Origin of the sequence: Thermoproteus uzoniensis 768-20 (genome assembly GCF_000193375.1) — an archaeon.
Taxonomy (GTDB): domain Archaea; phylum Thermoproteota; class Thermoprotei; order Thermoproteales; family Thermoproteaceae; genus Thermoproteus; species Thermoproteus uzoniensis_A.
In genome coordinates, this window is sequence record NC_015315.1 from 1,554,947 (window position 1) to 1,579,388 (window position 24,442).

36 protein-coding genes and 2 tRNA genes are annotated in these 24,442 nt (G+C 58.1%); 21 read left to right on the forward strand and 17 right to left on the reverse strand.

The window, feature by feature from the left end; genetic code table 11:
* The first annotated feature begins 129 nt into the window (after nt 1-129).
* The gene (locus TUZN_RS11555) at nt 130-252 is read left to right on the forward strand and encodes a hypothetical protein (RefSeq protein ID WP_013680583.1); all 123 of its coding nucleotides are present in this window, start codon (nt 130-132) and stop codon (nt 250-252) included.
* A 38-nt stretch (nt 253-290) separates the two neighbouring features.
* Here the strand turns inward: TUZN_RS11555 and TUZN_RS08670 are convergent.
* Nucleotides 291-375, reverse strand: a tRNA-Leu gene (locus TUZN_RS08670).
* Between the two features lie 93 nt (nt 376-468).
* The gene (locus TUZN_RS08675; RefSeq protein ID WP_013680584.1) at nt 469-1,035 is read right to left on the reverse strand and encodes a flavin reductase family protein; all 567 of its coding nucleotides are present in this window, start codon (nt 1,033-1,035) and stop codon (nt 469-471) included.
* Nucleotides 1,036-1,082: 47 nt separating this feature from the next.
* Between TUZN_RS08675 and TUZN_RS08680 the strand changes: the two genes are divergently transcribed.
* Nucleotides 1,083-1,487, forward strand: coding sequence for a metal-sulfur cluster assembly factor (locus TUZN_RS08680; protein WP_013680585.1), 405 nt, complete (start codon nt 1,083-1,085; stop codon nt 1,485-1,487).
* Nucleotides 1,488-1,574: 87 nt separating this feature from the next.
* Here TUZN_RS08680 and TUZN_RS08685 read toward each other — a convergent pair whose 3' ends face one another.
* Nucleotides 1,575-2,267, reverse strand: a complete 693-nt coding sequence (locus tag TUZN_RS08685; RefSeq protein ID WP_013680586.1) for a phosphoribosyltransferase family protein — start codon at nt 2,265-2,267, stop codon at nt 1,575-1,577.
* 42 nt (nt 2,268-2,309) lie between these two features.
* On the opposite strand from TUZN_RS08685, the gene TUZN_RS08690 reads away from it, so the two are divergent.
* Together TUZN_RS08690 and TUZN_RS08695 are read left to right on the forward strand one after the other, a co-directional pair.
* Nucleotides 2,310-2,891: a hypothetical protein gene (locus tag TUZN_RS08690; RefSeq protein ID WP_013680587.1), complete on the forward strand. Its 582-nt coding sequence runs from the start codon at nt 2,310-2,312 to the stop codon at nt 2,889-2,891.
* Complete coding sequence (locus TUZN_RS08695) at nt 2,888-3,646, forward strand: prephenate dehydrogenase (protein WP_013680588.1); 759 nt, start codon at nt 2,888-2,890, stop codon at nt 3,644-3,646. The genes TUZN_RS08690 and TUZN_RS08695 overlap by 4 nt, the downstream gene beginning before the upstream one ends.
* Here the strand turns inward: TUZN_RS08695 and TUZN_RS08700 are convergent.
* Nucleotides 3,629-4,339 carry a pyrroline-5-carboxylate reductase family protein gene (locus tag TUZN_RS08700; protein ID WP_013680589.1) on the reverse strand — a complete coding sequence of 237 codons (711 nt, stop codon included), beginning with the start codon at nt 4,337-4,339 and terminating at the stop codon, nt 3,629-3,631. The two genes, TUZN_RS08695 and TUZN_RS08700, sit on opposite strands and share 18 nt — an antisense overlap.
* Before the next feature lie 20 nt (nt 4,340-4,359).
* Between TUZN_RS08700 and TUZN_RS11560 the strand changes: the two genes are divergently transcribed.
* Nucleotides 4,360-4,494 (forward strand): hypothetical protein, encoded by a 135-nt coding sequence (locus TUZN_RS11560; protein ID WP_272941283.1) that lies wholly within the window; start codon nt 4,360-4,362, stop codon nt 4,492-4,494.
* Here TUZN_RS11560 and TUZN_RS08705 read toward each other — a convergent pair.
* Nucleotides 4,491-5,480, reverse strand: coding sequence for an alcohol dehydrogenase catalytic domain-containing protein (locus TUZN_RS08705; RefSeq protein ID WP_052886206.1), 990 nt, complete (start codon nt 5,478-5,480; stop codon nt 4,491-4,493). The genes TUZN_RS11560 and TUZN_RS08705 overlap by 4 nt on opposite strands.
* A gap of 58 nt (nt 5,481-5,538) precedes the next feature.
* Here TUZN_RS08705 and TUZN_RS08710 point away from each other — a divergent pair, with 58 nt between their 5' ends.
* Nucleotides 5,539-6,342, forward strand: coding sequence for a TFIIB-type zinc finger domain-containing protein (locus TUZN_RS08710; protein ID WP_013680591.1), 804 nt, complete (start codon nt 5,539-5,541; stop codon nt 6,340-6,342).
* Here TUZN_RS08710 and TUZN_RS08715 read toward each other — a convergent pair.
* From TUZN_RS08715 to TUZN_RS08730, 4 genes are all read right to left on the reverse strand, one after another.
* On the reverse strand, nt 6,299-6,622 hold the full coding sequence (locus TUZN_RS08715; RefSeq protein ID WP_013680592.1) for a hypothetical protein: 324 nt from the start codon (nt 6,620-6,622) through the stop codon (nt 6,299-6,301). The two genes, TUZN_RS08710 and TUZN_RS08715, sit on opposite strands and share 44 nt — an antisense overlap.
* Before the next feature lie 266 nt (nt 6,623-6,888).
* A tRNA-Leu gene (locus TUZN_RS08720) sits at nt 6,889-6,976 on the reverse strand.
* 24 nt (nt 6,977-7,000) lie between these two features.
* Nucleotides 7,001-7,729 carry a phosphoglycerol geranylgeranyltransferase gene (locus TUZN_RS08725; RefSeq protein ID WP_013680593.1) on the reverse strand — a complete coding sequence of 243 codons (729 nt, stop codon included), beginning with the start codon at nt 7,727-7,729 and terminating at the stop codon, nt 7,001-7,003.
* Nucleotides 7,716-8,069, reverse strand: coding sequence for a hypothetical protein (locus TUZN_RS08730; protein WP_013680594.1), 354 nt, complete (start codon nt 8,067-8,069; stop codon nt 7,716-7,718). The genes TUZN_RS08725 and TUZN_RS08730 overlap by 14 nt, the downstream gene beginning before the upstream one ends.
* A 216-nt stretch (nt 8,070-8,285) precedes the next feature.
* Here TUZN_RS08730 and TUZN_RS08735 point away from each other — a divergent pair, with 216 nt between their 5' ends.
* From TUZN_RS08735 to TUZN_RS08750, 4 genes are all read left to right on the forward strand, one after another.
* Nucleotides 8,286-9,056 carry an inositol monophosphatase family protein gene (locus TUZN_RS08735; protein ID WP_052886207.1) on the forward strand — a complete coding sequence of 257 codons (771 nt, stop codon included), beginning with the start codon at nt 8,286-8,288 and terminating at the stop codon, nt 9,054-9,056.
* Nucleotides 9,022-9,414, forward strand: coding sequence for an SWIM zinc finger family protein (locus TUZN_RS08740; protein WP_013680596.1), 393 nt, complete (start codon nt 9,022-9,024; stop codon nt 9,412-9,414). Before TUZN_RS08735 ends, TUZN_RS08740 begins: the two co-directional genes overlap by 35 nt.
* A gap of 93 nt (nt 9,415-9,507) precedes the next feature.
* The gene (locus TUZN_RS08745) at nt 9,508-10,578 is read left to right on the forward strand and encodes a geranylgeranyl reductase family protein (RefSeq protein ID WP_052886208.1); all 1,071 of its coding nucleotides are present in this window, start codon (nt 9,508-9,510) and stop codon (nt 10,576-10,578) included.
* A gap of 52 nt (nt 10,579-10,630) precedes the next feature.
* A complete protein-coding gene (locus tag TUZN_RS08750; protein ID WP_013680598.1) occupies nt 10,631-12,061 on the forward strand; it encodes an HD domain-containing protein in 1,431 nt (476 codons plus the stop codon).
* Here the strand turns inward: TUZN_RS08750 and TUZN_RS08755 are convergent.
* Nucleotides 12,053-12,349, reverse strand: coding sequence for a hypothetical protein (locus tag TUZN_RS08755; protein ID WP_052886209.1), 297 nt, complete (start codon nt 12,347-12,349; stop codon nt 12,053-12,055). The genes TUZN_RS08750 and TUZN_RS08755 overlap by 9 nt on opposite strands.
* Nucleotides 12,350-12,446: 97 nt before the next feature.
* Between TUZN_RS08755 and TUZN_RS08760 the strand changes: the two genes are divergently transcribed.
* Complete coding sequence (locus TUZN_RS08760; protein WP_013680600.1) at nt 12,447-13,280, forward strand: class I SAM-dependent methyltransferase; 834 nt, start codon at nt 12,447-12,449, stop codon at nt 13,278-13,280.
* Here TUZN_RS08760 and TUZN_RS08765 read toward each other — a convergent pair.
* Nucleotides 13,277-14,302, reverse strand: a complete 1,026-nt coding sequence (locus TUZN_RS08765) for a M24 family metallopeptidase (RefSeq protein WP_013680601.1) — start codon at nt 14,300-14,302, stop codon at nt 13,277-13,279. The two genes, TUZN_RS08760 and TUZN_RS08765, sit on opposite strands and share 4 nt — an antisense overlap.
* The gene (locus tag TUZN_RS08770) at nt 14,299-14,664 is read right to left on the reverse strand and encodes an ASCH domain-containing protein (RefSeq protein ID WP_013680602.1); all 366 of its coding nucleotides are present in this window, start codon (nt 14,662-14,664) and stop codon (nt 14,299-14,301) included. The genes TUZN_RS08765 and TUZN_RS08770 overlap by 4 nt, the downstream gene beginning before the upstream one ends.
* Before the next feature lie 43 nt (nt 14,665-14,707).
* On the opposite strand from TUZN_RS08770, the gene TUZN_RS08775 reads away from it, so the two are divergent.
* Both TUZN_RS08775 and TUZN_RS08780 read left to right on the forward strand, forming a co-directional pair.
* Nucleotides 14,708-15,193: a hypothetical protein gene (locus TUZN_RS08775; protein ID WP_013680603.1), complete on the forward strand. Its 486-nt coding sequence runs from the start codon at nt 14,708-14,710 to the stop codon at nt 15,191-15,193.
* On the forward strand, nt 15,187-15,519 hold the full coding sequence (locus TUZN_RS08780; protein ID WP_013680604.1) for a helix-turn-helix transcriptional regulator: 333 nt from the start codon (nt 15,187-15,189) through the stop codon (nt 15,517-15,519). The genes TUZN_RS08775 and TUZN_RS08780 overlap by 7 nt, the downstream gene beginning before the upstream one ends.
* On the opposite strand, the gene TUZN_RS08785 is transcribed toward TUZN_RS08780, so the two are convergent.
* Nucleotides 15,488-16,201 carry a hypothetical protein gene (locus tag TUZN_RS08785; RefSeq protein WP_013680605.1) on the reverse strand — a complete coding sequence of 238 codons (714 nt, stop codon included), beginning with the start codon at nt 16,199-16,201 and terminating at the stop codon, nt 15,488-15,490. The two genes, TUZN_RS08780 and TUZN_RS08785, sit on opposite strands and share 32 nt — an antisense overlap.
* Nucleotides 16,202-16,237: 36 nt before the next feature.
* Nucleotides 16,238-16,654, reverse strand: a complete 417-nt coding sequence (locus tag TUZN_RS08790) for a hypothetical protein (protein ID WP_013680606.1) — start codon at nt 16,652-16,654, stop codon at nt 16,238-16,240.
* A gap of 68 nt (nt 16,655-16,722) precedes the next feature.
* Here TUZN_RS08790 and TUZN_RS11370 point away from each other — a divergent pair, with 68 nt between their 5' ends.
* Together TUZN_RS11370 and TUZN_RS08795 are read left to right on the forward strand one after the other, a co-directional pair.
* Nucleotides 16,723-16,896 carry a hypothetical protein gene (locus TUZN_RS11370; protein ID WP_013680607.1) on the forward strand — a complete coding sequence of 58 codons (174 nt, stop codon included), beginning with the start codon at nt 16,723-16,725 and terminating at the stop codon, nt 16,894-16,896.
* Nucleotides 16,893-17,450, forward strand: coding sequence for a hypothetical protein (locus TUZN_RS08795; RefSeq protein WP_013680608.1), 558 nt, complete (start codon nt 16,893-16,895; stop codon nt 17,448-17,450). Before TUZN_RS11370 ends, TUZN_RS08795 begins: the two co-directional genes overlap by 4 nt.
* Here the strand turns inward: TUZN_RS08795 and TUZN_RS08800 are convergent.
* Nucleotides 17,441-17,953, reverse strand: a complete 513-nt coding sequence (locus TUZN_RS08800; RefSeq protein ID WP_013680609.1) for a hypothetical protein — start codon at nt 17,951-17,953, stop codon at nt 17,441-17,443. The genes TUZN_RS08795 and TUZN_RS08800 overlap by 10 nt on opposite strands.
* Nucleotides 17,954-18,054: 101 nt before the next feature.
* On the opposite strand from TUZN_RS08800, the gene TUZN_RS08805 reads away from it, so the two are divergent.
* Nucleotides 18,055-18,930 carry an ATP-grasp domain-containing protein gene (locus tag TUZN_RS08805; protein ID WP_013680610.1) on the forward strand — a complete coding sequence of 292 codons (876 nt, stop codon included), beginning with the start codon at nt 18,055-18,057 and terminating at the stop codon, nt 18,928-18,930.
* Nucleotides 18,927-19,133 carry a hypothetical protein gene (locus TUZN_RS08810; protein WP_052886211.1) on the forward strand — a complete coding sequence of 69 codons (207 nt, stop codon included), beginning with the start codon at nt 18,927-18,929 and terminating at the stop codon, nt 19,131-19,133. Before TUZN_RS08805 ends, TUZN_RS08810 begins: the two co-directional genes overlap by 4 nt.
* On the opposite strand, the gene TUZN_RS08815 is transcribed toward TUZN_RS08810, so the two are convergent.
* The gene (locus TUZN_RS08815) at nt 19,130-19,786 is read right to left on the reverse strand and encodes a hypothetical protein (RefSeq protein ID WP_013680612.1); all 657 of its coding nucleotides are present in this window, start codon (nt 19,784-19,786) and stop codon (nt 19,130-19,132) included. The genes TUZN_RS08810 and TUZN_RS08815 overlap by 4 nt on opposite strands.
* 62 nt (nt 19,787-19,848) lie before the next feature.
* Here TUZN_RS08815 and udg point away from each other — a divergent pair, with 62 nt between their 5' ends.
* From udg to TUZN_RS08835, 4 genes are all read left to right on the forward strand, one after another.
* Nucleotides 19,849-20,445: a type-4 uracil-DNA glycosylase gene (gene udg / locus TUZN_RS08820; RefSeq protein ID WP_013680613.1), complete on the forward strand. Its 597-nt coding sequence runs from the start codon at nt 19,849-19,851 to the stop codon at nt 20,443-20,445.
* Between the two features lie 88 nt (nt 20,446-20,533).
* A complete protein-coding gene (locus TUZN_RS08825) occupies nt 20,534-21,406 on the forward strand; it encodes a hypothetical protein (RefSeq protein WP_013680614.1) in 873 nt (290 codons plus the stop codon).
* Nucleotides 21,403-22,998: a DUF2070 family protein gene (locus tag TUZN_RS08830; protein ID WP_013680615.1), complete on the forward strand. Its 1,596-nt coding sequence runs from the start codon at nt 21,403-21,405 to the stop codon at nt 22,996-22,998. Before TUZN_RS08825 ends, TUZN_RS08830 begins: the two co-directional genes overlap by 4 nt.
* A 46-nt stretch (nt 22,999-23,044) precedes the next feature.
* A complete protein-coding gene (locus TUZN_RS08835) occupies nt 23,045-23,518 on the forward strand; it encodes a DUF2153 family protein (RefSeq protein WP_052886212.1) in 474 nt (157 codons plus the stop codon).
* Here the strand turns inward: TUZN_RS08835 and TUZN_RS08840 are convergent.
* Nucleotides 23,505-24,332 carry a class I SAM-dependent methyltransferase gene (locus tag TUZN_RS08840; RefSeq protein ID WP_013680617.1) on the reverse strand — a complete coding sequence of 276 codons (828 nt, stop codon included), beginning with the start codon at nt 24,330-24,332 and terminating at the stop codon, nt 23,505-23,507. The two genes, TUZN_RS08835 and TUZN_RS08840, sit on opposite strands and share 14 nt — an antisense overlap.
* Nucleotides 24,333-24,442: the final 110 nt, after the last annotated feature.

Here is a 24,442-nt window from a genome sequence, read left to right on the forward strand (position 1 = left end):
ATGAGTCCGAAATAAAAACAAATGAGATCGTAGCCGCCAAGTTACCCGTGGGCAACGGCCTAACGGTAGTTTCAGAGAGGCACATAGCGCGGCGTGTAGAGGAATCGAAGAGATCGAGGACCGACTGCGTTGATCTGCGCCTACATAGGCGGGGATAGAGGTGGGCGTCTCGAGGAGGCGGTCGGAGTGCTTGAGGTCAAGCCCAACGACGGGGTGAAATACCTAGAGGAGCCCTACAAGCCGCCTCAGTGAGCCCATATCGGAGAGGCTGGGAGATATTGGCGTAAAGGTGCGGGGGGTGGGATTTGAACCCACGCAGGCCTACGCCACAGGGACCTGAACCCTGCCCCTTTGACCTGGCTCGGGCACCCCCGCCGAAAAACCACACCACAGCGACTTAAAAGTTTTACCTCCGCGTCGCCACGACGCAGACGTTCTACGGGCCCCTCGACGCCGGCCTCTCGAGCCCTACGGGCGGCCCGCCGGCTTTTTGGCCCATATCTTTCTTGGATCTACTCTATAGAAGACTCTGCCCGCTCCGTGGAGCAACAAGTTCGTCTTGTCGAGAACGGGCCCCCATTCGTCGACAAGCCCCTGCGCTACCTTGACTTTAAGCACCTCGAAGACGTAGAGCCTCACCTCGCCGATGTCTAACTTCGCAGTTACCCTGGCCTCGTATACCGCAATAGAGCCGTCGAGCCCCGGCGCCTCGACGACGTCGCTGGGCAACAGCTTGAGCCCGAACGCCGAAACTTTATCCACGTCTCTGCCGCTGACAGATCCTAGGGCGTAGGCCAAGTCGGCCATGTCGGCGGGCACTACGTTTATCGTGGCCTCTCCTGAGTGTTCTAGACATTGGAACGTGTAGGCCGATCTGTCCACCGCCACGGCTATCGTGGGGGGCTCCTCGGAGACGGGCGTGTTCCAGCTGGCCGGCATGGCGTTTATCTTGCCGTCGGGGCATTTGGAGACCACGACGACGGTGGGCCTCGGGTGGAGCGGTCTGTAGAACTTGCCCTTATACTCGGCGTACATGGGCCTCCTGGGGCTCAACTAAATAAAGATGAAACGAATATTACGCCATGGAGCAGAGCGGAAACGGGGTGGTCTTCAAGACAAATCTGCCTCCCGAGAAGGTCAAGCAACTGGTGGAGATACTGCGAAATATCTACGACCCGGAGATACCCATAAACGTGTACGACCTCGGCCTTATTCGGGAGATTACTTTAGGCGAGGACGGGACGTTGAAGATAGTCATGACCCTAACGGCGGTCGGCTGTCCGGTGTCCTCCTCGCTCGCGAACGAGGTGGGCCTCGCGGTGCAGTCTGTCGTGCCCGAGGCGAAGGACGTCGAGGTGGATGTGGACTTCGAGAGGCCGTGGGACCCCACTCAGATGACGCCCGAGGGCAGGGAGATGTTTAAGGCCATTTACGGGTACGACATAGTGGAGCAGTACCTCAAGCAACAACAGGAGCTCGCCCAGTGATCGGTCAGCCGGGCTGTAGCCCCGTGATGACGGCGTTCGGGACGGCCGAGTTTTGAGGAACACCTGGAGGGCTGAGGGCCCGGGCTATTAGATCGTCAGCACTATATCCACCGGGAACTCGAACTTCTCGGAGAATCCCCTAAAGGCGAGGAGGGCGGCCGCCGCCGCGACCCTGCTACCGGCCGCCTCGGCCAGATCCGCCAACGCCCTTATAGTCTTGCCTGTCCTAACCACGTCGTCGATTATGAGCACCGAGTCGCCCTTGGCCAGAAGGCCCTGCGGCACGTACAGCGACACGACTCTATTGCCCTTTATGTAGGACACCTCCAAGCTCTTGGCTCCAGGCTCCTTGTACTGCTTCGCCACTACCAGCGGCGCCTCGAACCTCTGCGCCACGGCCACCGCAAGGGGTATGCCGTCGACAGCAGCCGTGAGCACCTTGTCGATCTTCAAGCCCCCGAACTTCTTGGTTATATATATGGAGTAGAGCGTCCAGAGATCTGGGTTGTACGTCGCCGTGAGGTCGACGTAGGTCTCGTACACGCGCAACGTCTTGGAGAGTATCTTGTCCAGCGGATATTCGGCGAAGAGCCTCTCGACGATCTCGGACGCCGTCTCGACAGAGGGCAACATATCGCCTGTGTAGTAGCGCGAGAGCACGCTCTCGGGTAGGCCTAACAGAGACGAGAGCTCCTTGTACGTCAAGCCCAGCAACCTCTTGACGGATCTCAGCACGTTAACCCCGTCCAGCTGTAGTCTGACCTTCTCAAGCCGCTCCACGCGATTAAGCGGGTAGTTAAAATTTGAATTGAGTAGTTAGACATGGAGGTGCACGTGGAGCTATCCCGACTGGTTATAAGGGAGGGGCCGCGCCGGGTCTTGGGCATGCCGCTGTTCCTCAACCTCACCGGCTCGATAAAGGCTCTGCCCCTCGCCTATATCTTGGGGCGCTTCCGCAAGGTCTACTTCGAGGACGGCAGATTTAGGGAAATAGCCGAGGCGCTCTGTCCCGATTGTGTAGGAGACAGGGAAGAGGGCGCTACGGTCGTCGATAGGGCCCTCGTGGTCGAGGCGTACTACAACACAGTGGCCCACGAAGTCCTGGCGATGGCCCCCGGCGTGGACTCCCTGGCTGTGCCCTGCTACACGGGGGCCCTCGGGGAGGCCGTGGCGAGGAGGGCTAGAGAGGTCGAGCCGGGGTTGACGATAGTGGCGGCTAGGCTAGGCGACGGCGATTGTAGTTGGGCCGACGCGGCGTATGGCCCTCCGCTTCCGCCGCCTCCCTTGCCTAAAGGATTAAGGCTCGGCCCGGCCTCCCTGGCCACGTTGTCGGCCGCCTTGAGGGCCTCCGGGGAACACGGGCTCTACTCCACGCTAGCTCTGTTGACCGACTGGGGCGTATGACGGCCGTCGGAATAGTGGGGGGCGGCCGCATGGGTCTTTGGCTTAAGAGGGAGATCTCCAGGCTGTACCGAGCCGCGGTGTACGACATAGATAGGGCCAAAAGCGACGTGGGGACCCTCGACGAGCTCGTCGAGTTGAGCGACGTGATTATAGTGGCCGTGGGCTTCAAGGAGGCCGGAGACGTGGTCAAGTCCCTCTCGGGGCTGGACGTCTGCGGTAGGCTGGTCCTCGACATAGCGACGTTCAAAAAATATGTATTGCCGGCGTACGCCTCGCTCCCCGACTGCGCGTTGGCGGCCACGGCGCACCCCATGTTCGGGCCCGGCGCCGACACTATAAGAGGTAGGAAGGTCGTAGTCATGGAGGTCCCGGGCAAGAGCGGGGCCGATAGGGCGCGCGCCTTCTTCGAGAGCCTAGGCGCGTCGGTCGTGGAGGGATCTGTCGAGGAGCACGAGCGCTTTGTTAAGTACACCATAGGGCTGAGCTACGCCGTCGGCCTCGCGCTCGCGAGGATATACGCCGAGCGCTGGCCGCTCGTCGAAAAGTACGGAGGCACTTCTTTCCGCTACCTCTCCGTCTACGCCTTCTCGCTTCTGGGAGACGCCGCGGCGCCTCTATACGCGGAGGAGGCCGGCGAGGCCGTCGACGAGTTCATAAAGGCGTTGAAGGAAAAGGGGAAGCCCCCCGCGCCGCCTGTAGATCCCGACGAGGCCTACCGCCTCTTCTACGAGGCGTTGTCAAGACTTGGGTATTAGCCTGGCCACGGCCTCCTCAACCGCAGTAGCTAGAAGGCCTTCCAAGCCCGCCATTCTGGTTATCGCCCTTATCGTGGTGCCGCCCGGCGTGGCCACGGCCTCCACTACGCCGTCGTATCCGAGCCTCTCGACGAGCTGGGGGGCCGTCGAGAACAGGCCCGAAGCTATGCTTTTGGCTAGATCCCAGGGCACTCCCACGTTCACCGCGGCCTCCACATATGCGCGGAGGAGCTTCGCCACCAGCGCGGGGCCGCTACCCAACACCACCGTTAGGGGATCGAGCAGTTTCTCCTCTACCCACAGAACTACGGGGGCCAGCGATTTGAGCAAATTGTCTATCCCCTCGTCGTATTCGCCGGACACCGCAATGGCGGTGAGGCCTATATTTGTCATGGCTCTGTAGGGCCTCGTAGATAGGCCCGAGATCCTCGCCAGAGGCACCCCGGCGACGAAGGACACCACGGGCTTGTCCGTCTTTATTGCCACCTCGGCCACGTTGTAGGGCTTGACCGAGAGGAACACCACGTCGCTCTTGTCGACCACGAGGTTGTTGTCTAGGTGAACCTCGAAGCCCAGCTTGGAGGCCCTCTCGAGGGATCTATAGGTTTTGACAGACCCAATTACCCTATATCCCCTCTCCCTAAGCCTCAGCCCGAGCGCGGAGCCCAGCTTGCCCAGACCTATAATCCCCACGGTTTGGGGGACTGATCTCCATGGGGCAGAGAATTAACCTATTTAAATCCTTTGGCTTCAAAACGTCGGTGGGCTTGGACACGGCGATCGTGGCGTCGATATACGCGATAGTGATAGCGGTGACGGTGCTTAGGTTCAGAAAACGCGCTTGCTAGACCTCCACCACTTGCCTCCCTACGTGTTTCGCCTTAGGCATCTCGGCCAGCAACCGCGGCAACTCGGCGAACTTATGGAGAGTGTACACGGGCCTCACCTTGCCCTCCGACAAGAGCCTCAACGCCTCCGCTAGATCGGCTCTCGTGCCCTGTAGCACTGGCAACACGTCTATCTCCTTAAGTATGTAAAGCCCCAGCTGAATCTGTTGCGGATTGGGGTCAACGTTGCCTATTAGGGCGATCTTGCCCCCGGGCTTCAGCGCCCTTGCGGATTGGCCTATGGTGGGGCCTCCGACCGTCTCGATGACAACGTCGGCATAGCCCATCTTCTTCACCTCGTCGGCGAAGTCTTGTCTCGCCACCACGTAGTCGGCGTATTTGGCCACGTATTCGGCCTTCTCCGGCCTAGTCACGCCGACGGTTTTTGCCCCGTAGGCCTTCGCTATCTGCAACGCGTGGATCCCCACGCCGCCCGACGCGCCCGTCACCACGACGAGGTGGCCTTGTCCTATCCCCGTCCTCCTAGCCGCCCTTACGAGAGTCGAGAGGACGCAGGCGGCGAAAGACGCGGCGGCGAAGTCGACGTTGTCGGGGATCTTGACCAAAGACTTAGCGTCGGCCACTATATATTCGGCGAAGGCGCCCCACAGATCTTCGCCGAACACCTTCTTGTTTTTACATAGATTTTCCCGCCCGGATCTGCAATACTCGCACTCACCGCAATACTCGTACATCATGCCGGCCACACGATCGCCGGGCGACACCGACGAGATTCCGGGGCCCACCTCCTCGACCACGCCGGCATATTCGTGGCCCGGAACTGTGGGGAACTTCACCCTCTGCCACCCGGTCCAAGCCAGATAGTCCCTATAGCATATCCCCGCCGCCTTCACCCTCACGAGGGCCTTTCCCGGACCCGGCCTAGGCCTCTCGACCTCTACGAGCTCGAGCTCGGCGCCGGGGCCGCGCGCCATGTACGCCTTCATGGAAAACGACGCACAGGGAGTTAAAAGGATTAGCTGCTTTAAAATCTCGACGATCTTCGTGAGCCTCATAGTCGAGCTCGGCGTGTGTCCGGTCTGCGGAGGGCGCGACCTCTCGCTGAACTCCGAAGGCCTCGTCGTGTGCAGGAGCTGCGGGACCGTGCTGGGGCCGGCTGTTGCGGCGGGGCCCTCCGCCTCGAAGAAGCCCGCGGACTATCTGCCTCTTGAGGGCGGGACCGAGTACGATTGGAGAGACGTGAGAGGTATAGTAACGCCGAAGTTCAAGATCTATAGAGCTATCGCCAAGAGGCCGGGCAACAGGATCTCCGCCGAGGTGGAGAGGCTCGGCTCGTACTTGGGCTTGCCCAAGGTCTGTATACATACGGGGGAGGCGCTGGCGGCGCGCGTGGGCAGAGCCGGCGACGTGGAGTACGCCGCCGCCGCGATCCTGTTCGTATCTTGCAGGCTCGCCAAGATATACGCCGATCATGTGTTTAAGGGCTACGACATTCGCCGTCTCGCCAGGGGGGCTTTGTGGGTCCAGAGGACGGCGGGGGTCTCGATGCCGCCGCCTCCGCCTAAATACTTCATGTTCAAAATCGCGGAGGATCTAGGCGTTGATAAGGGCGTCGTCAAAAACGCGCTGGATATCCTTCGCCTGATAATGCCGGTTGTCGGACGGGGCAAGATAGCCCAGGCCGCGGCTTTTCTACTCTCAGCAAGGGCGCACGGATACAAGCTAGAGCCCAAGGACGTGGCCAACGCGGCGATGATTTCCGAAAAGTCGTTTCTGGAGGTCCTCGAGGAGATAGACGCGGCTTTCAGACCTTTAAGTCGAGGGAGAGACCGTCTAAGACGATCTTGATATGCCGTGTGGCCCTCTCCACCAGCCGCTTCGGCCTAAACTCGACGACGTACTCGCCGCTGTCCAGTTGCTCGTACCCAGACACGGCCCACTCCTCGCCGGCCTCATCGCCGAGCATGTAGGCGAAATCCTCGAAGTAGTCGTACGTGCCGCAAGTATAGCACATGTTACCGCCGAACTTCGCCTTGACGAAGTCCCGCCCTGCCTCTAATATCTCCACCTCGGCCTCAGCGCCGAAGATCTCCCTAAATCTGGCGACCGCCCTCTCGGCAAATTCCATAAAAGCGACCCGACTTGGCCTTATTAATGATGACACCCCGATAGGGCGATAGGTGACCTCAATCGCATGGGCTGAAAAATTCTTTAAGCCAGATACCGGCCATATCAACCCCCCGGTTCCCCGCCCGCCGACGCCTCCGTAGTCTCGGAGGAGTATGAGCGCGGAGCCGGACGGGCCCGTCATTTCTTCTTAAATCTGCCGCAGTTAAGGGAAGGGCGCCGTATGTGAACTGCGCCGCCGATTTTCGGCGTGTTTAGGGAATAGAATGGTGCGGGGGGTGGGATTTGAACCCACGCAGGCCTACGCCACAGGGACCTCAACCCTGCCCCTTTGACCTGGCTCGGGCACCCCCGCCCGTTCTCGTTGATGTACCGGTTTTTAAGGCTTTACGGCGCTTCTTATGGAGCGCACTATTTCGCCCAGTTTTTCCGGCTGTTCTTCGGCTATTGTGCCCGTCACTATGACGTTGGGCCTCTCCCGCGCTATCTCCTCAGCGGCTTTGCCGGACCTTATGCCGCCGCCGACTATCAATACTCTGTCTAGGTACTTCCTGACAGCCCTCACCATGGCTGTAGGGACGGGCTCGGGCGCGCCGCTACCGGCCTCTAGATACACGGCGTTGAACCCCATATACCTCGCGGCGAGCGCGTAGGCGACCGCTATGTCCGGCCTTCTCAGCGGGATGGGGCGAGCCGAGCTTATATATCCCGCCGCCCCGCCGTCGCCGACCAGCAGGTATGCGGTGGATATGACCTCCAGCTGAGGGTAATGCTTTGCGAGTATGACGGCGCCTTGTAGTTGGGCGCCTACTATGAAGTACGGATCCTGCGAGTTCAGTACGCTTAGGAACAGTATCGCGTCGGCCCTCGGCGTGATCTGGCATATGGTGCCCGGGAATAGAACCACCGGGACGTGCGCAACGGATTTCAGGTCCTTCACAACCTCGTCGAGCTCCTCCGATGGGATGCCCAGAGAGCCTCCGACGAGGAGGCCGTCAGTCCCGGCGTCCAACGCCGTCTTGGCTATCTTGAGGTAGTCGACGGATTTGTCGGGGTCGAGAAGCGTGAAGTGCTTAACCCCCTCCGATATGTATTCAAGGACCTTCATGGCCCTCGCCCTCCTCCTCGGCCCCGCCCTCGCCAGCCTCGCCCGGCTCCGCCTCGCCTTCGGCAGTAGTCTCGGCGCCGCCCCCTTGTTCGGCTTCGGGCGGCTTTATCTTGCCCTCGAGGAAGTGGTCCACGAAGGCGTTGTAGTAGTCCACGGCGGTCCAACGGGGATGCTCCTCGAACTCCTCCCTCAGCCCGCATGTGCCGCAGATGACGACGTATCTATCCCCCATCCTTTTGACGTTGACCGTCTGCGCGCCGCAGTTGGGACATACAAATATCTTGGGTATGGTCCTCTTGGGCCTAACTATGATCTTCCTCCTCCTTCTCCGTCCTCCCACGTCGCCCCATACTGCCCGATATATAACGTTTCGTGGCGGATATCAAGCCGAGGTCGGCGCTCACCTCCTAGTCGTCACCGATCGGCGCGTCGCTCGTCCTCACCGTATATATAAACCGAGGCGGTTTTTATTTCCAGATGATGTAGTCAGGGTTACGGGCATAGATGGCCGGTGGCGCTTTGGCTGAACTTTTTATACGGGCCGGCTATTTACGCCGTGCTCGGAAGGCTTGAGGCCATAGCGGCCAAGGCCTCTTGGATCTTGTGGAGCCACTTCAAGGACGGCAGAGGGATAGAGGTCGTGGCCCGCCGAGGCGACGACGTGACGAGGGCCGTGGACGCCCAGATGGAGGAGTACATATACACGGCGTTGCGGGGGGCCTTCGAGGGCGGGGTCCTCATAGCGGAGGAGGGCGGGATCTACAGATGGGGCGACGAGCGCTACGTCTTTGTGCTAGACCCCCTCGACGGCTCTCTAAACTACTCCCTCGGGATCCCCGTATTCACGATCTCGATAGCGGCGGGCCGCAACCGCACAGGGAAGCTCGACGACTTGGAGTATGCCGTGTTGGCGGTTCCGTCCACCGGCGAGATATACTCTCTGGGGCCTGGATCGCCGCCGTCTAAAAACGGCGCACCTCTTAAGAGGGCTGAGACCGCGGCGAACGTGGCCTTCGTCGCCATGGGAGAGTCCGTGCCTCACGAGGTCTACTCGCTCATATCGTCAATGGGCCTCAAGGGGCGTAGCCTTGGATGCTCCAGCTACGAGCTCCTCCTGACAGGCCTCGGCGCCGCCGTGGGGTTCGCGGATCTAAGAGGCAAGCTGAGGGTGCTCGACGTGGCGGCGGCGTTGCTGATCGGCAGAGCTCTCGGCATGGAGTACATAATACTAGGAGATTACTCGCTGGAGGCGCGGGGGATATCTTTATTGGCAGGCACGAGGGAGTTCGTAGATGGGCTCGGCAGAGGCCTTGGAAGAAGGGGCTAGGCGCTTCCTTCTCGACCTCTCGGGAACCTTAGGCGTAAGGCTCTCTAAGATACTCGATCTCTACTTCTCGGTAGAGCCGAGGCGCGCCCGGATATTGGAGATCGTCGAGGAGAGGGGTAAGGTATTGGGCGTCCGCATGGCCGTCGAGTCCAGCAGCAGAAGAGGCGTGTGGCACTACGTCTCGGTGGGCCCCTACGGCGCTAAGTGCACTTGCGAGGCCAACACCATCAAGGGCCTTATATGCCGGCATATAATAATCGCGCTGATAACTTGGAACATGGTATCCCTCATAAAGACAGGACAGGGCGTGGATATAGGCTCGTTGGGCTGGCTCAAAAAACAACCTACAGAGGACTAAGCCGAACTCGCCGTGGCGAGCTCCTGTCCGCCCTCGTACGTTGTTATCTGCGTAGGGGATACTAGGTATATTAATACGCCATAAACCGATACGGTGCGCGTCGCTGTAATCGGCGCGGGACCCGCGGGTTTATCCCTGGCCTCGCGGATCGACGCGGACGTCTACGAGGAGCACTCTGAGGTAGGGCTCCCGCGCCACTGCACCAGCCTGGTCAGCGGACGATCTGCCGAGGAGGTCGGCATACCGCCCGATACGGTTTTGAACAAATACAACGAACTTCTGGTGACGGATCTACAAGGACACTGGATATGGTTCAAGGTGAGAGACGGCGTCTACCTCCTCGATAGGCCGGGGCTAGAGAGGCGGCTCTCTGAGGGCGTCCCCTCGCTGAAGCTCGGCGTGAGGGTGGAGGCGATAAGGGGCCAATATGTATACACGTCGGCTGGCAGGCGCGGGCCTTACGACTACGTAGCTATAGCTGAGGGGGCTGTCAGGAGGTTCTCGCATATTTACGGCGAGGTCACCAGATTGCCCGGCCTCCAGGTAGACGTGAAGAGCGACATAGGCCTCTCGGGTATAACCGTCGTGTATAACAAGAAGCTCTCGGAGGCCTACTTCTCTTGGATAGTCGAGATAGACAGAGGCGTATATAGGGTAGGGCTCGCAGACAGATGTTGCGTAGTGGACAAGCTACGCAAGTTAGTGAAGATGGTCGGAGGCACGCCTGTCGGCAAGCCTTTCGGCGGCGGCGTGTTGGCCGGACCTCCTCTCAAGAGGCTCGTCTACGGCAACGTCGCGCTTCTAGGCGATGCGGCCGGCCTAACTAAACCGTTAAGCGGCGGCGGCATAATACTCGCTATAAAGAGCGGGGCGTCTTTCGGCGAGGCGTTGAGGACGGGGGACCCTTCGGCGTATGAGTACTCTATGCGGCCCACTATCTTGAGGCTCTCGGCGGCCAGGGCCGTCTACGAGCTTATGTATGTCAAGGGATTTGTTCACGAGGCCTTAAGGATATTCCACGGCTCCGAGTTCTTGGCGATAGACTACGACGACCACGTCAAGACGCTCGCGCTCGCCATGGCGACCTCAAGAAAGGCGCCGCGTGCGCTGGTCGGCGCGCTGAGGCTCTTGATATCGCGCGGTGCGGGCGGGCCTTCGACGTAGGCCGCGTCATCTCGGCCTCGACTGCCTTTTAAACACTCGACGTTCTGTTATCGTGCAGTACAAGAAGGCGGTTAGGGATCCAGTACACGGCTTCATCAAGCTCACAGAGGAGGAGGTCAAGCTCATCGACGGCGAGCCGATCATACAGAGGCTCCGCTACGTCAAACAGCTCGGTTTCGTCTACCTGGTCTACCCCGCGGCGACCCACACGCGCTTCGACCACAGCCTAGGCGTCATGCACGTGGCCACCCTCATAGGGGAAAGGGTCATGCAACAGATCGGCGAGACGGACCCACGGCTTCTCAAACACCTGAGGGTCTCCGCACTGCTACACGATCTGGGCCATCTGCCCTTCTCCCACTCGTTCGAGGCGCTTTCGAGAGATCTGCTCCACATGGCGATCAAAAACAAGTGCGTCGACGTGGACCTCGCCCTATTCGACAGGGGAAAGCCGCATGAGGCCACCACAAGATTGCTCGTAGATAGGCTGGCGCCCAAGCTTTCCGAGCTGGGCTACGATCCCGACATAGTCAAGTCTCTTCTATTCGAGAGGGGGGGCAAGCTCAAGCTCTTCAGCAACATCCTCTCCGGATCTTTCGACGCTGATAGGCTCGACTACATAATGCGCGATATGTTCTTCACCGGGGCCGCCGTCGGCACGAGCTTCACCCACATCGATCTCGAGAGAGTCGTGGAGAACTTAGAGGTCGTGGAGGGGAGGTTCCAGTTCAACGAAAAGGCGAGGGTCAACCTAGAGGGGTATCTGATAACCCGCTACAACCTATACAGGCATGTCTACCTCCATCACAAGACTGTGTTGTTTACAGAAATAGCCCGCAATATACTCGCGGACAACATATACAAATGCGCCGAGGGTTCCGGCGATGGGGAAATCTGCGAATACTTATGCGACCTAGCCAGATTTGCGGCAGGTCAAGTCGATGGGGAAAACGTCTGGAAGGCGACCGACGACTACTTCACGTCTGTGATGGTGAGGGATAGGAGATTTAGGGATTTACTGTCCCGCAAACCGCCCGAGTACGCGACGTTGTGGAAGAGGGAGAAGGATTTCCTCGAGGTGTTCAAGGACCCGACCCGTATCAACGAGGCGGTGGATAGGCTGGGGCCCCTCCACTGGGCGGTCATGGACGAGGTGAAGAAGAAGCTCGTGGAGCGCCTGAACGTGGAGCTAGGCGAGGCGGCCGGCGGTTGTAGGCTGTCGCCGGACGACCTCATAATCTCCTACGTCAGTTTCGACCCATACGCCGAGGATCTCTACATATCGACGTCCATGGGCCCGCTACCGCTTTCCAGAATTTCGCCGCTTGCGGAGGCTGTCAACGAGGCTTGGAGGAGGGCCCCCCACATATTCGTCTACATCAAGAAGAGCGCCGTGGAGAGGTGCGGCGAGGACGTTGTAGCTGTGCTCAAGTCGGTATTAGAGCCCCTTATGGATCTCGCGGTGAGGAGGATCTCAGCCTAGCGCCACTCCCAACGTCCTCCTCACGTATTCGGCCACCACATCTCTAGTCGTCTTGAGGAGCCACCTCCCCTCGTCGGTCAGCTCGGCCACGCCGTCCCTCACCGCCACCTCGCGCCTCAAGAGCTCGGGCCATATCCTCCAGTCGTACCTCACCCCGACCCGCTCCACGGCCCTCTTGGCGAGCTCGTCCACCTCCTCGACGCGCGCCGGCCCTTGGGCCAGCCTCTGCATAATCAACAGGCGCAGGTACTCCCCCACTGGGCTGTACCGTGTAGACTGAACGTACATGAGGCCATGGGACTTCTCCGTATATAAGGTCGGCAAGTAAAAAACGTGAGTGGAGGGTGAGGGCTCTGAAAGTAAGCTCCGGCCTATAGCTGTGCCTGTGCTGTCGAAGTGGCAGATAGAGGACCTTCTACGCGGCAAGTCCGAGGTCTCCTTCGATCTTGAAATAAGCAGAACTAGGGTGATCTACGGCGGCAATGGCACCGCCAGCTTCGAGTACGGCCCCAACGTATACGAGATATCGCTGGATGAGCTCCCCGAGATCTCGGAGGAGAGCTGTGAGGTGTATGCGCTGATCGACGGAAGCTGGCGGGAGCTTTCGATCGCCGGCGCCCGCTTCTATAAACTGTGCGTGTTCGGGCGGGGGTGGGCCCCCACCTTGATGATAGACGGCATAACCATGCACAGCGTGTTGGAGAACCCCCTGTTGGTGACCAGACGTAAGGTGCGTTTCGTTAGGGGGAGGGTATTCGAATGTTGCACCGGGCTGGGCTACACGGCGATTGAGGCGACGAGGAGGGGGGCGCGCCAGGTGGTCACAGTGGAGGCCGACCCCAACGTGTTGTTGTTGGCGTCTTACAACCCCTACAGCAGAGGGCTCTTCTCGGGGGGAGTAGATCTGATACTCGACGACGCGACTAGATTCGTCGAGGCGCTGAAAGACGCCGCGTTCGACTACGTAATACACGACCCGCCGAGGCTCAGCCACGCGACCCAGGTCTTGTACTCCGAAGGCCTCTATAGGGAGTACGCGAGGATTCTGAAGCCCGGCGGAGGGCTGTTCCACTACACAGGCGCCTCTGGCTCTAAGTACAGAGGCGTCTCGGTATGGCGAGGCGTAGCCGAAAGGCTTAGGTCCTCCGGCTTTATAGTGAAGGCAGTAGAGAGAGGGTTCGGCGTATATGCCGTGAGGGCTTCCCCACGCCGCCGCTAGACAATATAGGGTAGCCTGTTCATGACCACGGCGCCCGACAGAGATACGTACACCATATTCTCTATCCTCACGCCGCCTATGCCGGGTATGTAGACGCCGGGCTCCACGGTGACCACCATGCCCTCTTTTAACACGTCGTCCGAGGCGGCGGACAGCCTAGGCGGCTCGTGGACCTCCACGCCGACTCCGTGGCCTGTCGAGTGGATGAAATATTGCCCGAAGCCGTAGTCCTCGAGCACTTTCCTAGCCGATAGATCTACCTCCCGCGCCGACACGCCTGCCCTAATGGCCTTCTCGGCCGCCCTAGACGCCTCGTAGACGGCGTACACCGCATCCTTCAGTTGCCTCGGCACATCGCCTACTAGGTAGGTCCTGGTCATGTCGGCGCAGTAGAACCTATATCTGGCCCCTACGTCGATAACCACAACGTCGCCGTACGTCACGCGCCTATCCCCGTAGTTGTAGTGGGGCCATGCGGAGTGGGGGCCCGAGCCCACTATGGGCTCGAACGCCACGCCGTCGGACCCGAGCTCTATCATGTGCCTGTATATCTCCGCCGCGATCTCCCGCTCTCTACGTCCCTCCAGACGATGCAGAGACGATAGGGCCTCCTCGGTTATCTCCAAGGCCTTTCTCATCCTCCCGACCTCCTCCTCGGTCTTGATGGACCTGACCTCCAGAATCTTTCCGGATACGTCCTCGCCGACCTCTCTACTATCCGACGCCACCCGTCCTCCCAGCGTCTCCTTCAGCTTCTCGAGGAGGTTCTTGGCAATAAGGAGCTCCTCGCCCGGGCCTCTCGGCGGTATTTCGGCCGTCGCGAAGGCGACGACTCTATCCGCCGCGACGGATGCCAGGGCCCTCCTATAATCCAGACGGGAGACGTACAGCGTGGTCCCGCCGGTCTTTACGTCGACCACTAGAGCCAGGCCGTCGGGGAAGCCTATGGCGTAGGCGAGATTGCTGGGTTTTGTCAACACCACGTAGTCGTAGTCCTTAAGGGCCTCGAGGAGGCGCCTCATGTCCTCTTTATCGCGTTTATAGATATTGGCTTCTCGTAGCGCCTGATCAACGAAAAACGTATTACCGAGACCACGTCGTCTAGGTCGATCCTCGGATATAGGCCTCTCAGCTCCGACAAGGCCTCCTCCAGGCTCCCGAAGCCCTCCTCCCTCAACACGTCTTCGCCGATATCCCTCAGCCTTAGGTACTCCACCTTAGTTATTACAGCCTCGCCGTAGAGCATGCCGCAACACGCTATGTACACTAACTGGAAGCGAGGTCTCAAGGCGCCTAGCCTGATAGTCACGCGCTTCTCCCCGCTCAACACCCTCTCCAGATATTTCTCCTTGAAGCTCAAAATCGGCCCCATCTCCTCCCGCACGCACAAGCCGTAAACCTTTATATTTATACGGTGCGCCCTCTCCGTGTGTCTGGCGTATAGGGACGGAGACGCTTTGGTCTTCGAGGCCCCCGAGCTGGAAAGAGTCGTCGCCTACCTCTCCTTGAGGAGTCTGGCTGAGAAAGTCGAGGAAGAGGGGGAGCGCATAAGGGCGACTCCCTACATTGACGGAGTCGAGGAGTCTCTGAGATCTCTGTGTGCGACGATGCCTAGCGATCTGAGGCTAGATCTCCTATACGCGCTGGCCAGCGACGGGTGGATAGTCGACAGGGATCTTTCCAGGATGCGTAAGTCTGTATCCTCGGGCGCCCGCGTAACGGTCGTGGAATGCGACTGCGTCAATAGGCGCCTCCAGCTCTTCTCCACGGCAGACTGCCGCGACTACCTTAAACAGCTCGGCTTCTCGGTGCGGGCGGTGGGAATGGGCATCGAGGCGGAGAGAGGCTTCAAGACCTTGATAGAGGCGCTGGACATCTCCGACTCCGTTCTGCAGAAGGCCGGCACATGTTAGGCTATCTGCTGTTGGCGTTGGAACTCGCCCTCCTAGTCTTTGCGATGTACACCGGGCGGAGGCGCGTCTTAAAGGCGCTCAACAACTCGTCGAATGGAGAAGATGTAGAGGGCCCGGCCGACGTCGATGAGCAGATAATCAAGTACTTAAGGAGCCGCGGCGGCTTGGCCTACCAAGGAGATATAGTGAAGGACCTAGATCTGCCCAAAAGCACGGTGCATAAGGCTATTAGGAGGCTCGCCGAGAGAGGCCTCGTAGAGGTGAGGCGGCAGGGCCGGATCAATATAGTCACGCTTAGAGAGCCGGCCCAACAACAGCCCTCCTAGGGCTGGACAGGAATAGGTCCAACAGCATGGACGGCGATAGGGCCAGCAACCTGCCCATATATGCCCAATGCACGCCGTAGGCCTCCTTGAAGAGGCCGGTCGTTATTTCCCTGAAATCCTCGGCCTTCTGGGCCGAGGCGGCTATCTCGACTATCGTGTTCGATCTCCCCCTAGTGTCCACGTACACGGCGAGTCCAGGAGCGTGATATATCTTTCCCCGGCGCTCGAACGCGCCGTCCGGAAGCGGTATCCCGGAGACACCCGCCAGCGCCATCGAGGCGAGGCACCCAAACACGCAGCCGGACGCGTACTCCCTCACGTAGTTCTCGAACGCCTTCTCCACGACTCTGTATTCGCCGGACTTGACGAAGCCGTTGAAGAGATCTACGTCGTGGATGCGCCTTAGCGAGGCCCGCCCATTCCTCACGAGGATTCTGTATCTGCTCAGACCGAAGCCGCCGACAATATAGAAGTCGAGGAACTCCGCCTCGCCGTTGCTGAACGGGCTGGCCGGGACGGCGCGCCGCGACACGCCCTTATACGGCTCCACTACTAGGTAGTCGATATCTGCACAATCTCTCCTAATTACGGGGCCGCCGCGCTCGTACTCGACACAGACGCCTCCGCCGGCGTCTATTTGTAGGCGCGGGAACATCTCTACTATCAGATAAGACGGCAACACGCACTTTCTTGGACTCCTCTAATTTAACGCCTATGGTTACTTCAGGGGCTTCAGCAACTTCACCTCGCCGTATTTCTCGAGGATGTCCATGATCAGCGGGAGCGGGGCCTCGTCGAGCGACGAGAAACCAGCTATCTTCACCCCTTCGACGAGCCTTATAAAACCCTTCCCCACCCTTATGGTGGCCTCTCTAGGGCCGAACACGACCTTGAACGCAAGCTTGTTCTCGGCAAGCCTTCTGGCTATCTCGCCGGCGGTCTCCAGCTGTTTTTTGGTAGGCCCGCCCCTCGGCTTTCTCTTCTTCAAGTCGGCGAGCTCGTCAGCGGATATATCGCCCTTCACAACCCCCCTGACCTTGTCGACCACGGCGTACTCTCCCTCGTAGCCGCTGACCTCTAAATTCTCGCCAGCCTTTATTCTCTCCACCAACGCCGACAGCGGGATCTTCTCCATGAACCTCCCTACAGTGGGCGTTATTTAAGCTCACATGAACCTTTTAATAGGGCCCATATGGTGATACCGTGGCCGTAGACCTAGAGTACCTATTGATATGCCCGTCGTGCGGAAAGCCCATGAACGAGGATAGCAGGATCATGAGAATCGAGCACCTGACAGGGAACAAAGTGCTGGAGCGGTTGCTCATATGCCCCCACTGCAAGGTGAAGATACGCGAAATAATCTACCTATCAAGATGAGCAGGGCGCGTACCCTGAAGGAGATAGAGGATAGGAGGGCGCAGTACAGCAGATATATATGGGCCGCCGTGGCCCTCTCCATGTCGGCCGCTGTGGCCGGCATAGCGATATACATGGCGTTTGGGCTACCCAGCTATTTCCTCTTCGGCGAGTTGCCGAGCGCTATGTTGATAACTTCCTACTTCCTATCCATCTTGGCGGCCATAACCGGCTACCTGTCTAAATCCGGCGTGTTGAGGGGCGAATACGGATCTGCCGCTAAGTTGCTTCTGGCGGCTTTGGCGTTCTCGGCGGTAGCGATAGCGCTGTCGGCCGTAGCCTTCACTCCGTTGATGGACAACATAGTCCAGATGATCTGCCAGACCCAGACCGCGGCCGTATCGCAGATCTCGATCTGCATATCTAGCTTTAAAATAAATATGTATATCGCATTTGGAGTATATCTTATTATAAATATAATTGCTATGGTTATGTATATACTATCTCGAAGAATCCTTGGATTGCTTTTCGCGTACTACGCGCCGAGGGCGGCTCGGCATAGCCGTCAGGCGTAGTTAAAGTAGCGAGACGGGTCGGCGACGCCTTCTATCAACGACAAGCTCAATATAGAGGCTAGGAGGTTGGATAGGGGGATCTCGAGGCCGCGGCAACCGAACTCGGCGCAGAACCACTTGAACTCCTCGTAGAAATCCCCGGCGAACACATACGGCGTACGCGCCAACTTCGCCACAACATCGCGCCTCAAGATGGCGGCCACCCATGCGGGGAAGGCCGCCTGCGGCGGCGCGCTCCTTAATGCCTTCACGAGCCCCATGAGCGACTTCATGAAGGCCACCGCTATGTCGATCCTCCCGTACTTCTCCGCCTTGCTCACCACCCTCCGCGACACGTCCACGAACACGTCAAGCTGGGGCTCAAGCGATTTGACGAACCTCAGACCTTCTAGGGCCGAGTCGCACCGGGATCTCTCGGGACATCTGGCGCATGTATCCCCTAGGGCCTTGCGGGCGCACTCGACGCATGTGCCCGTCAGCTCACATATATCTAGGCCAGGCATAGCGAACCCGCAAGAGGGGCACATGGCAACGCCACTACTCGCGCGCAGCCTCACTAGAGGTATGTCGTCTATCCTTATATAAGCTGAACTACGGCCCCTCCGTGGAGGTGCTCGTAGTCGCCGAGTCGTCAATACCAGACGAGCCTACTAGGGACGTCCTGCTGGAGCTAAAGAAGAGGGGGATCAGCAGTAGGTACGCGCCGATCCAAAGGCTGTCGGTCAGGATGTCCCAAGACGGCGTCTTCGTGGAGACGCGGAGAGGCCCGATAAGGCCCGACGTGGTGGTCATCCGAGGCATCGGCTTCCTCCTGGACGCCAACACTATGATAAGGCGGGTCACCACGCTCGAGATCTTGGAGGAGGAGGGCGCCACAGCTATAAACCCCGTCCGCGGCCTTATGGCCTCCAGAGACAAGCTGATGAGCCTCTACATACTTAGAAAGGCAAAGATACCGGTGCCTCCCACCGTAGTCACGGAGGATCTCTTCTACGCGTACAACGCAACTAAGGCCCTCGAGACCGTGGTAGTCAAGCCCATACAGGGCAGTAGGGGCTTCGGCGCAATGCTCTTCTCAGATCCCGATCTGGCTTTCCAGGTCATGAGAACCCTCTTGATATCTCACAACCCGCTTTATATCCAGAAATATGTCGAGAAGCCCAACAGAGACATACGCGTTATAGTGGTCGACGGCAGGGCCATCGGCTGTATGTACAGGATCTCCACCATGTGGAAGACCAATATTGCTCAGGGCGCGAGGGCGGAGCCCTGCGCCTTGAACCCGGAGCTCGAGGATATAGCTGTGAGGGCCACCAAGGCCCTCGGCCTCGTCTACGCCGGCATCGACGTAGGCGAGGCCAAGGACGGATACGTGGTGTTTGAGGTCAACGCCTCCCCCGACTGGAGAGGCTTCAAGTCCAGCACAGGCATAAACCCGGCCCAGTATATAGTTGAATATATCGCCTCGCTCAAGAAATGACGAAGTGGCTACTCCGTTGCACTGCCTGCGGCAACGAGCGCGTGCTGGACGTCGGCTTTAACTTAACAGCCTTCAAGGGCCGCATCTACATATATTGCAGAAAATGTAGGGCGAATAGGGAACACGCGGTGCTCGGGTACTACGACGACGACGGACGCCTCACACCGCCGAGCGACTTTGCCGGGGTGGATATAGCCGACTAGCAGACCAGCCTCAACTGCAACAATAAGGTGTTCAGCATCTGCTCTATCGACATTATGTTGGTTCTCAGAGCTATTAAATTGGCCAGCATGTCTTCCTCGTCCCTATCGAGCCTGTCTAGGAGCCTTTTGGCCTCCAGCGCCTCCCTCTTCGACTCCACGTCGCCGAGGAGCCTCTTCAGGTCGTCGTTTATCTTCACGAAGCTCCTCTCGGCCTCCATGCAGGAGGCTATCAGCCTCTTCTCCTTCTCCGCGATCCTCTTCTTGGAGTCCTCATATATCTGCATGCTGATGGAGCCCCTTATCAACGCCTCTTCGAGCTTCCTGTACGAGTCCTCTATGTTTCTCCTCTCGTCGCCGAGCCTCTTCACAATATCGTTGAGCTCTCTTATCTTTACCTCGAAGAACTTGGGCACCGCCGATATCTCTAGGTCTATGCTCTCTTTAGATATCTTGACCCTCACGTCGCTGGTGTCGAGCTTGTACTGAAGGCCTGAGCTGTCCCTTATGTGTAGGGCCACCAGCTTATGCCTCCGCACGTCGAACTCGCCGCGCTCCGCAGTGCCCAAGAACAACATGCCCCCTATATATACGGGCTTCCCCCCAACTTTGGGCAACTCCTTCTGCTTCTGGGGCGAGAACAGCCGCCAGAACACGATACCGGCGCGCGTCGACTATAAAAAGAGTAATAGTTAATTGTCGGTATTAAACGGCGTCCGTGGACGACAAGTTGCTGGAGATAGCCGAGCGGATACGCGGATGTACCAGATGCAGACTTCACGAGACCAGGCGGCTGGCGGTTCCGGGGGAGGGGAGGGCCGAGAAGGGCATCATGATAGTGGGCGAGGCTCCTGGCGAGAAGGAGGACGAGGAGGGCAGGCCCTTCGTGGGGCCTGCTGGCAGGCTCTTGACAAGTATATTGACTAGATACGGCATAGATAGAGGGCGCGACGTCTTCATAACCAACGTAGTCAAGTGCCGGCCCCCGGGCAATAGGGAGCCTCTGGAGGACGAGATAGCCGCGTGCACGCCGTACTTGGTGGAGCAGATCGCGGCGATTAGGCCACGGCTAATAGTCGCCCTCGGCGTGCACAGCGCCAGGACGTTGATGTCCTTCGCCGGCCGTAGAGTAGCCAAGATCACCGACGTGAGGGGGAAGTGCTTCAAGGTCCGCATAGCCGGCGTCGAGACCACTCTATGCGTAACGTATCACCCGGCCGCCGCGCTTTACAACCCAAGGCTGAGGACCACCCTCGAGGAAGACTTGAGAAGATTCCTCGGCGGTAGCGAGGGAGGCCTTTTAAAATACATATAGAGGGACTCCACGTGATGATTTATCCCCGGCTGGACCCCGGTGAAGAGCGCTCGATTGTCTGAAAATTTATTAAAGGACTTGTGGTTCCGTGGACTTGCTCTGCGCCGAGAAGCTCTCGTGTACTCCCGCCGATCATAGGGCCGAGGCCGAGAGGGCCGGCGAGCTCTATCCCCTAGAAAAAATACTCGAGAAAGTAGTAGACGTGCCCGGCGATGCGCTGAAGGCGCTTGCCTCGTTAAGGAGCAACAACATAAAGAATAGGGCTTTCAGCTTCCTCTCGGGGAGTCTCTTGATAGACTGCTCCAGCAGGGCCAGTCCATGCCCGTCGCTCCAAGCCATGGCGAGAGCCGGGCTGGCGGAGAGCTTGGGCGACTTCTACTACGTGCCCTACACCGCGTTGAGCGAGCGGTTGCTCGAATATCTGCCCATAGAGGACGAAGAGACACAACAGATCAAGAGGCCCTACGTCGTGAGCCTCTCCGGCATCGGCGGAGGGGACGTCGTAGAGGCGTTGTCGGGATACATAAGCTCGGCAGGATATTTCCTATGGGGCAAGGTAGAGAAGATACTAACTAAAATATCATTTATACCTCAATTAATAAATAAATATAATACACAAATAGATATTTTAATAAAATTAGAAAATAAATATATTATTGGCATTAAGTATCTAGACATTACAAGGACGGTGCATATGGGTTTCTCGGCCATCAACGACTATTTGAGGTACGGCTTAGACTACGCGATACTCCTCCACCCTCACGTAAATCCCAGAGTCCATAGATCTGTCGCTAATAGGATCGGCGAGTTGGAGATCTCGCCGAGCGGATACATGGCACTGGATCTCCTTAATGAAACATTATACATATATAGATTCCCTAAACACAACACATATCTAAGTAAATATATCTCATCTCATTCACAATCAATGGCTTTACGCTCATATATTGAAAGTCTATGAAGAGAACGTTCGAGGAAGTATACAGCAATGTCTTCAATGAGGCGCCAAGTATACTGTCATATATTTTATTTACAGTTATATTAATTACTATTATTATTAAAAGAAATGCATTATATATAATATCATTTTTACTATTTTACCTATTTTTCTTTTTTGTCGGACGCCGCCTGTGGACGCGGGCCGGCGTGTTCAAGGTCACCTCGTTCGCCCTGGGCCTCGGCGCTCTGTTTGATCTAATCCTCGAAAAGCCGCCTCTGCATTATCTACTCATCTCTTCCGTCGTGGCCTCTTCCATGTCTATGTCTCTGCGTTGCAAAGATAGAGTATATCTAGTGCCCATGGTACTGACGCCTCTATACTACCTTTACCTGCACGACTACGCGCTAGCCACAGTTGCCGCGGCCTACGCCGTGTCTATGCCCTTGTTGAAGAGATATCTAGCGGGTAGAATTAAAGGCGGCGATGCGCTGTGCATGTTGAACAGCTTTCTTTACTCCTCGGTCTCCGCCGAGGGCATGTTCGACCACGTCTTCAAGCCTCTGGGAGTTAGAGACCGCGGAAAAATCCATCTATATCTCATAGAGGGCGGGAGGAGGCATTTGATAGTCGTCTCCGACTTTCATCCCGGGCCCTTTAGGAATGTCGGAGGAGGTATCCTTGTGGAGAAGCTGGTGGCTAGGGGGCTCAGAAGCGGCTACGATGTGGTGTTTATTCACGGCGTCGGTAGCCACGAGCGGGACCCCGTATCGTCGGATGACGTCGAGAAGATAGTCGGCGAGATATTTAGGGTAGCCTCCTCGATGCGGGCGGAGGACGCGTTAAGGGGCGTGAGGCCTCAGAGGCTGGAAGTCGGCGATGTGAGGCTGACTACCTACTCGCTGGGCGTCGGCCCGCCGTTGGCGATAATATCTAGAGTTAGCTCGGCCTCCGACGACGTGCCGCTGGACGTGGCGCAGAAGGTGGACGCAAAGGGCTATGTTATCGTAGACGCCCAGAACAAGTTCGACGGTCCCCTCAAATGGAGCGACGAGGATGTGTCGTCTCTCCAGAAGGCGCTTGATATTGTTGCGAAGCCCGAGAGTTGCCGAGAATTCAAGGTAGGTATAGGCAGGGCCGACTCCTCGCTTGTGGACCCGCTAAGGCTTGAGTTAGGAGCGGGCGGAGTCGCCGCAGTGGTCGCCGAGTGCGACGGGCAGAAGAGCCTTCTGCTGATATTCGACGGAAACAACATGGACGGCTCGTTCTATAGGGAACTACAGGACAGATTCGGCAAAGCCTACGCTCTCGTCGAGGCGATTACTACGGATACGCACGCGTCGACCGGCATGGGCGTAGGCGGGAGCGGCTACAGAGTGGTCGGCTCTGGCATAAGGCGCGAGGAGCTCTTCAGGCTAGTCAACAAGGCCGTCGCCGCCGCCGAGAGCTCTCTCGGGGCTAAGAGAGTGGCCTATAGAGAGGTAGAGGTCGAGGCGGACGTGTTCGGGCCTAATTTCGCCAAAATAAGAAGCGTCGTGGAGAGCTACAAGAGGCTGGGCGTGTTGATGGTGGCCTATTTAATATTGGCCCCTCTATTGTTTGCCTCGCTCCTTTAACCCCGGCGGAAACATAACTTTATTAATGTCGGACGAGGTGGCATACATGTCGGATGTACCGGCCTCAGAGCCGATAATGGACTACCTGGAGAGCATGATGGAGCGGCTGGAGCAGTGGGTCAAGGAGCAGAGACGGATAGTGAACGATCTGGAAGCCCACGGCAAGGTCATGGAGGCTGCTGATAGGCTGACTCTGCTCTACTCGGCCCAGGCCATGCTGGGGTACATAGGCCGCGTGCTGAAGGACTTCGAGTCGTGGCTGAACAACCCCCTCGTGACCGCGATAATGCCGCTGGACATGCTCAGGCGCCTAGAGGGCATGTTGCGCGAAGTTGCCGTGAAGTTCATACAAGTAGATATAGACCACACGTCGGAGTACCGCGATCTGTTGGCCAAATACGCTAAGGAGGGCAGAGTCCCCGAGGTCATGACCCTATACATAATGCAGAGGGGCGGGCAAGGACAGGGCGAGGGCGGAGAGAGGAGGAGAGGAGGGCAGGAGACTCCTAGGTTCTTCTGACCTTCACGTCGATCCTTATTTTGTATATATGGGGGGCGTAGTCCCTCACGATCTTCCTACCCACAATAGAACATCCGGTGCACAACGACTTGACCAGCTCCTCGGCCTCGCGGAACGGGTCCTCCTCGGGGCCGGTATGGTAGAAATGTAAATATCCTCCGTCCTCGACGCAACGGAGAGCCGCGTCTAGGTAGTCCTTTGCGCCCAGCGGCAACGTCATCAACACCCTATCCGCCTTCGCGGCGAAGGCTGAGCAGAAGTCGGCCACATCGGCCCTGATAGGCACCACCGAGGTCAGCTTGTTTATCCTGACATTATCGACCATGTACTTGAGGCCCCACGGGTTCAGCTCCACTGCGTATATCCAGCGCACTTTCCGCCTCTTGGCTATGGCCACCGCGTACGGCCCGACGCCGGCGAAGAGGTAGAGCACCCGCTCGCCGTCCTGGACCATATCGGCCAGCTCGGCCCTGTCGCTTTGATCTCTGGGGGAGAAATATACCTTAGTAGGATCTACCTTTATAAAATATCCATGTTCCTTGTGTATGACCTCGGTAGGGCCTTCTATCAATATCTCGTAATTGTATAGCCTGTAGGGCCCCGATCTCGCCCCCCTCCGCCTTATCACGGCGCCTATGTTCTTGTTCAGCTTCCTAATGGCCTCGGCTATCTCGACCTTGTACGGCTCAAGCTCGTCCGGTATCTCTATTATCGCCACGGCCCCCTGTCTAGATCCTATTATGTCGAAGGACGAAGGCACCAAAGTCAATAAATCCTCCGGTATCACGCCCCTGAGGAGATTTCTGAGCGCCACGTACTGGAGTAGTCCGTAATATATTGTCAGTCCCTGACCCCGGCCTCACCTATCGGCGCCAGCAGGCTCTCCATCAAGTTTATATTATTAGGACCAATATTTAAGACGTG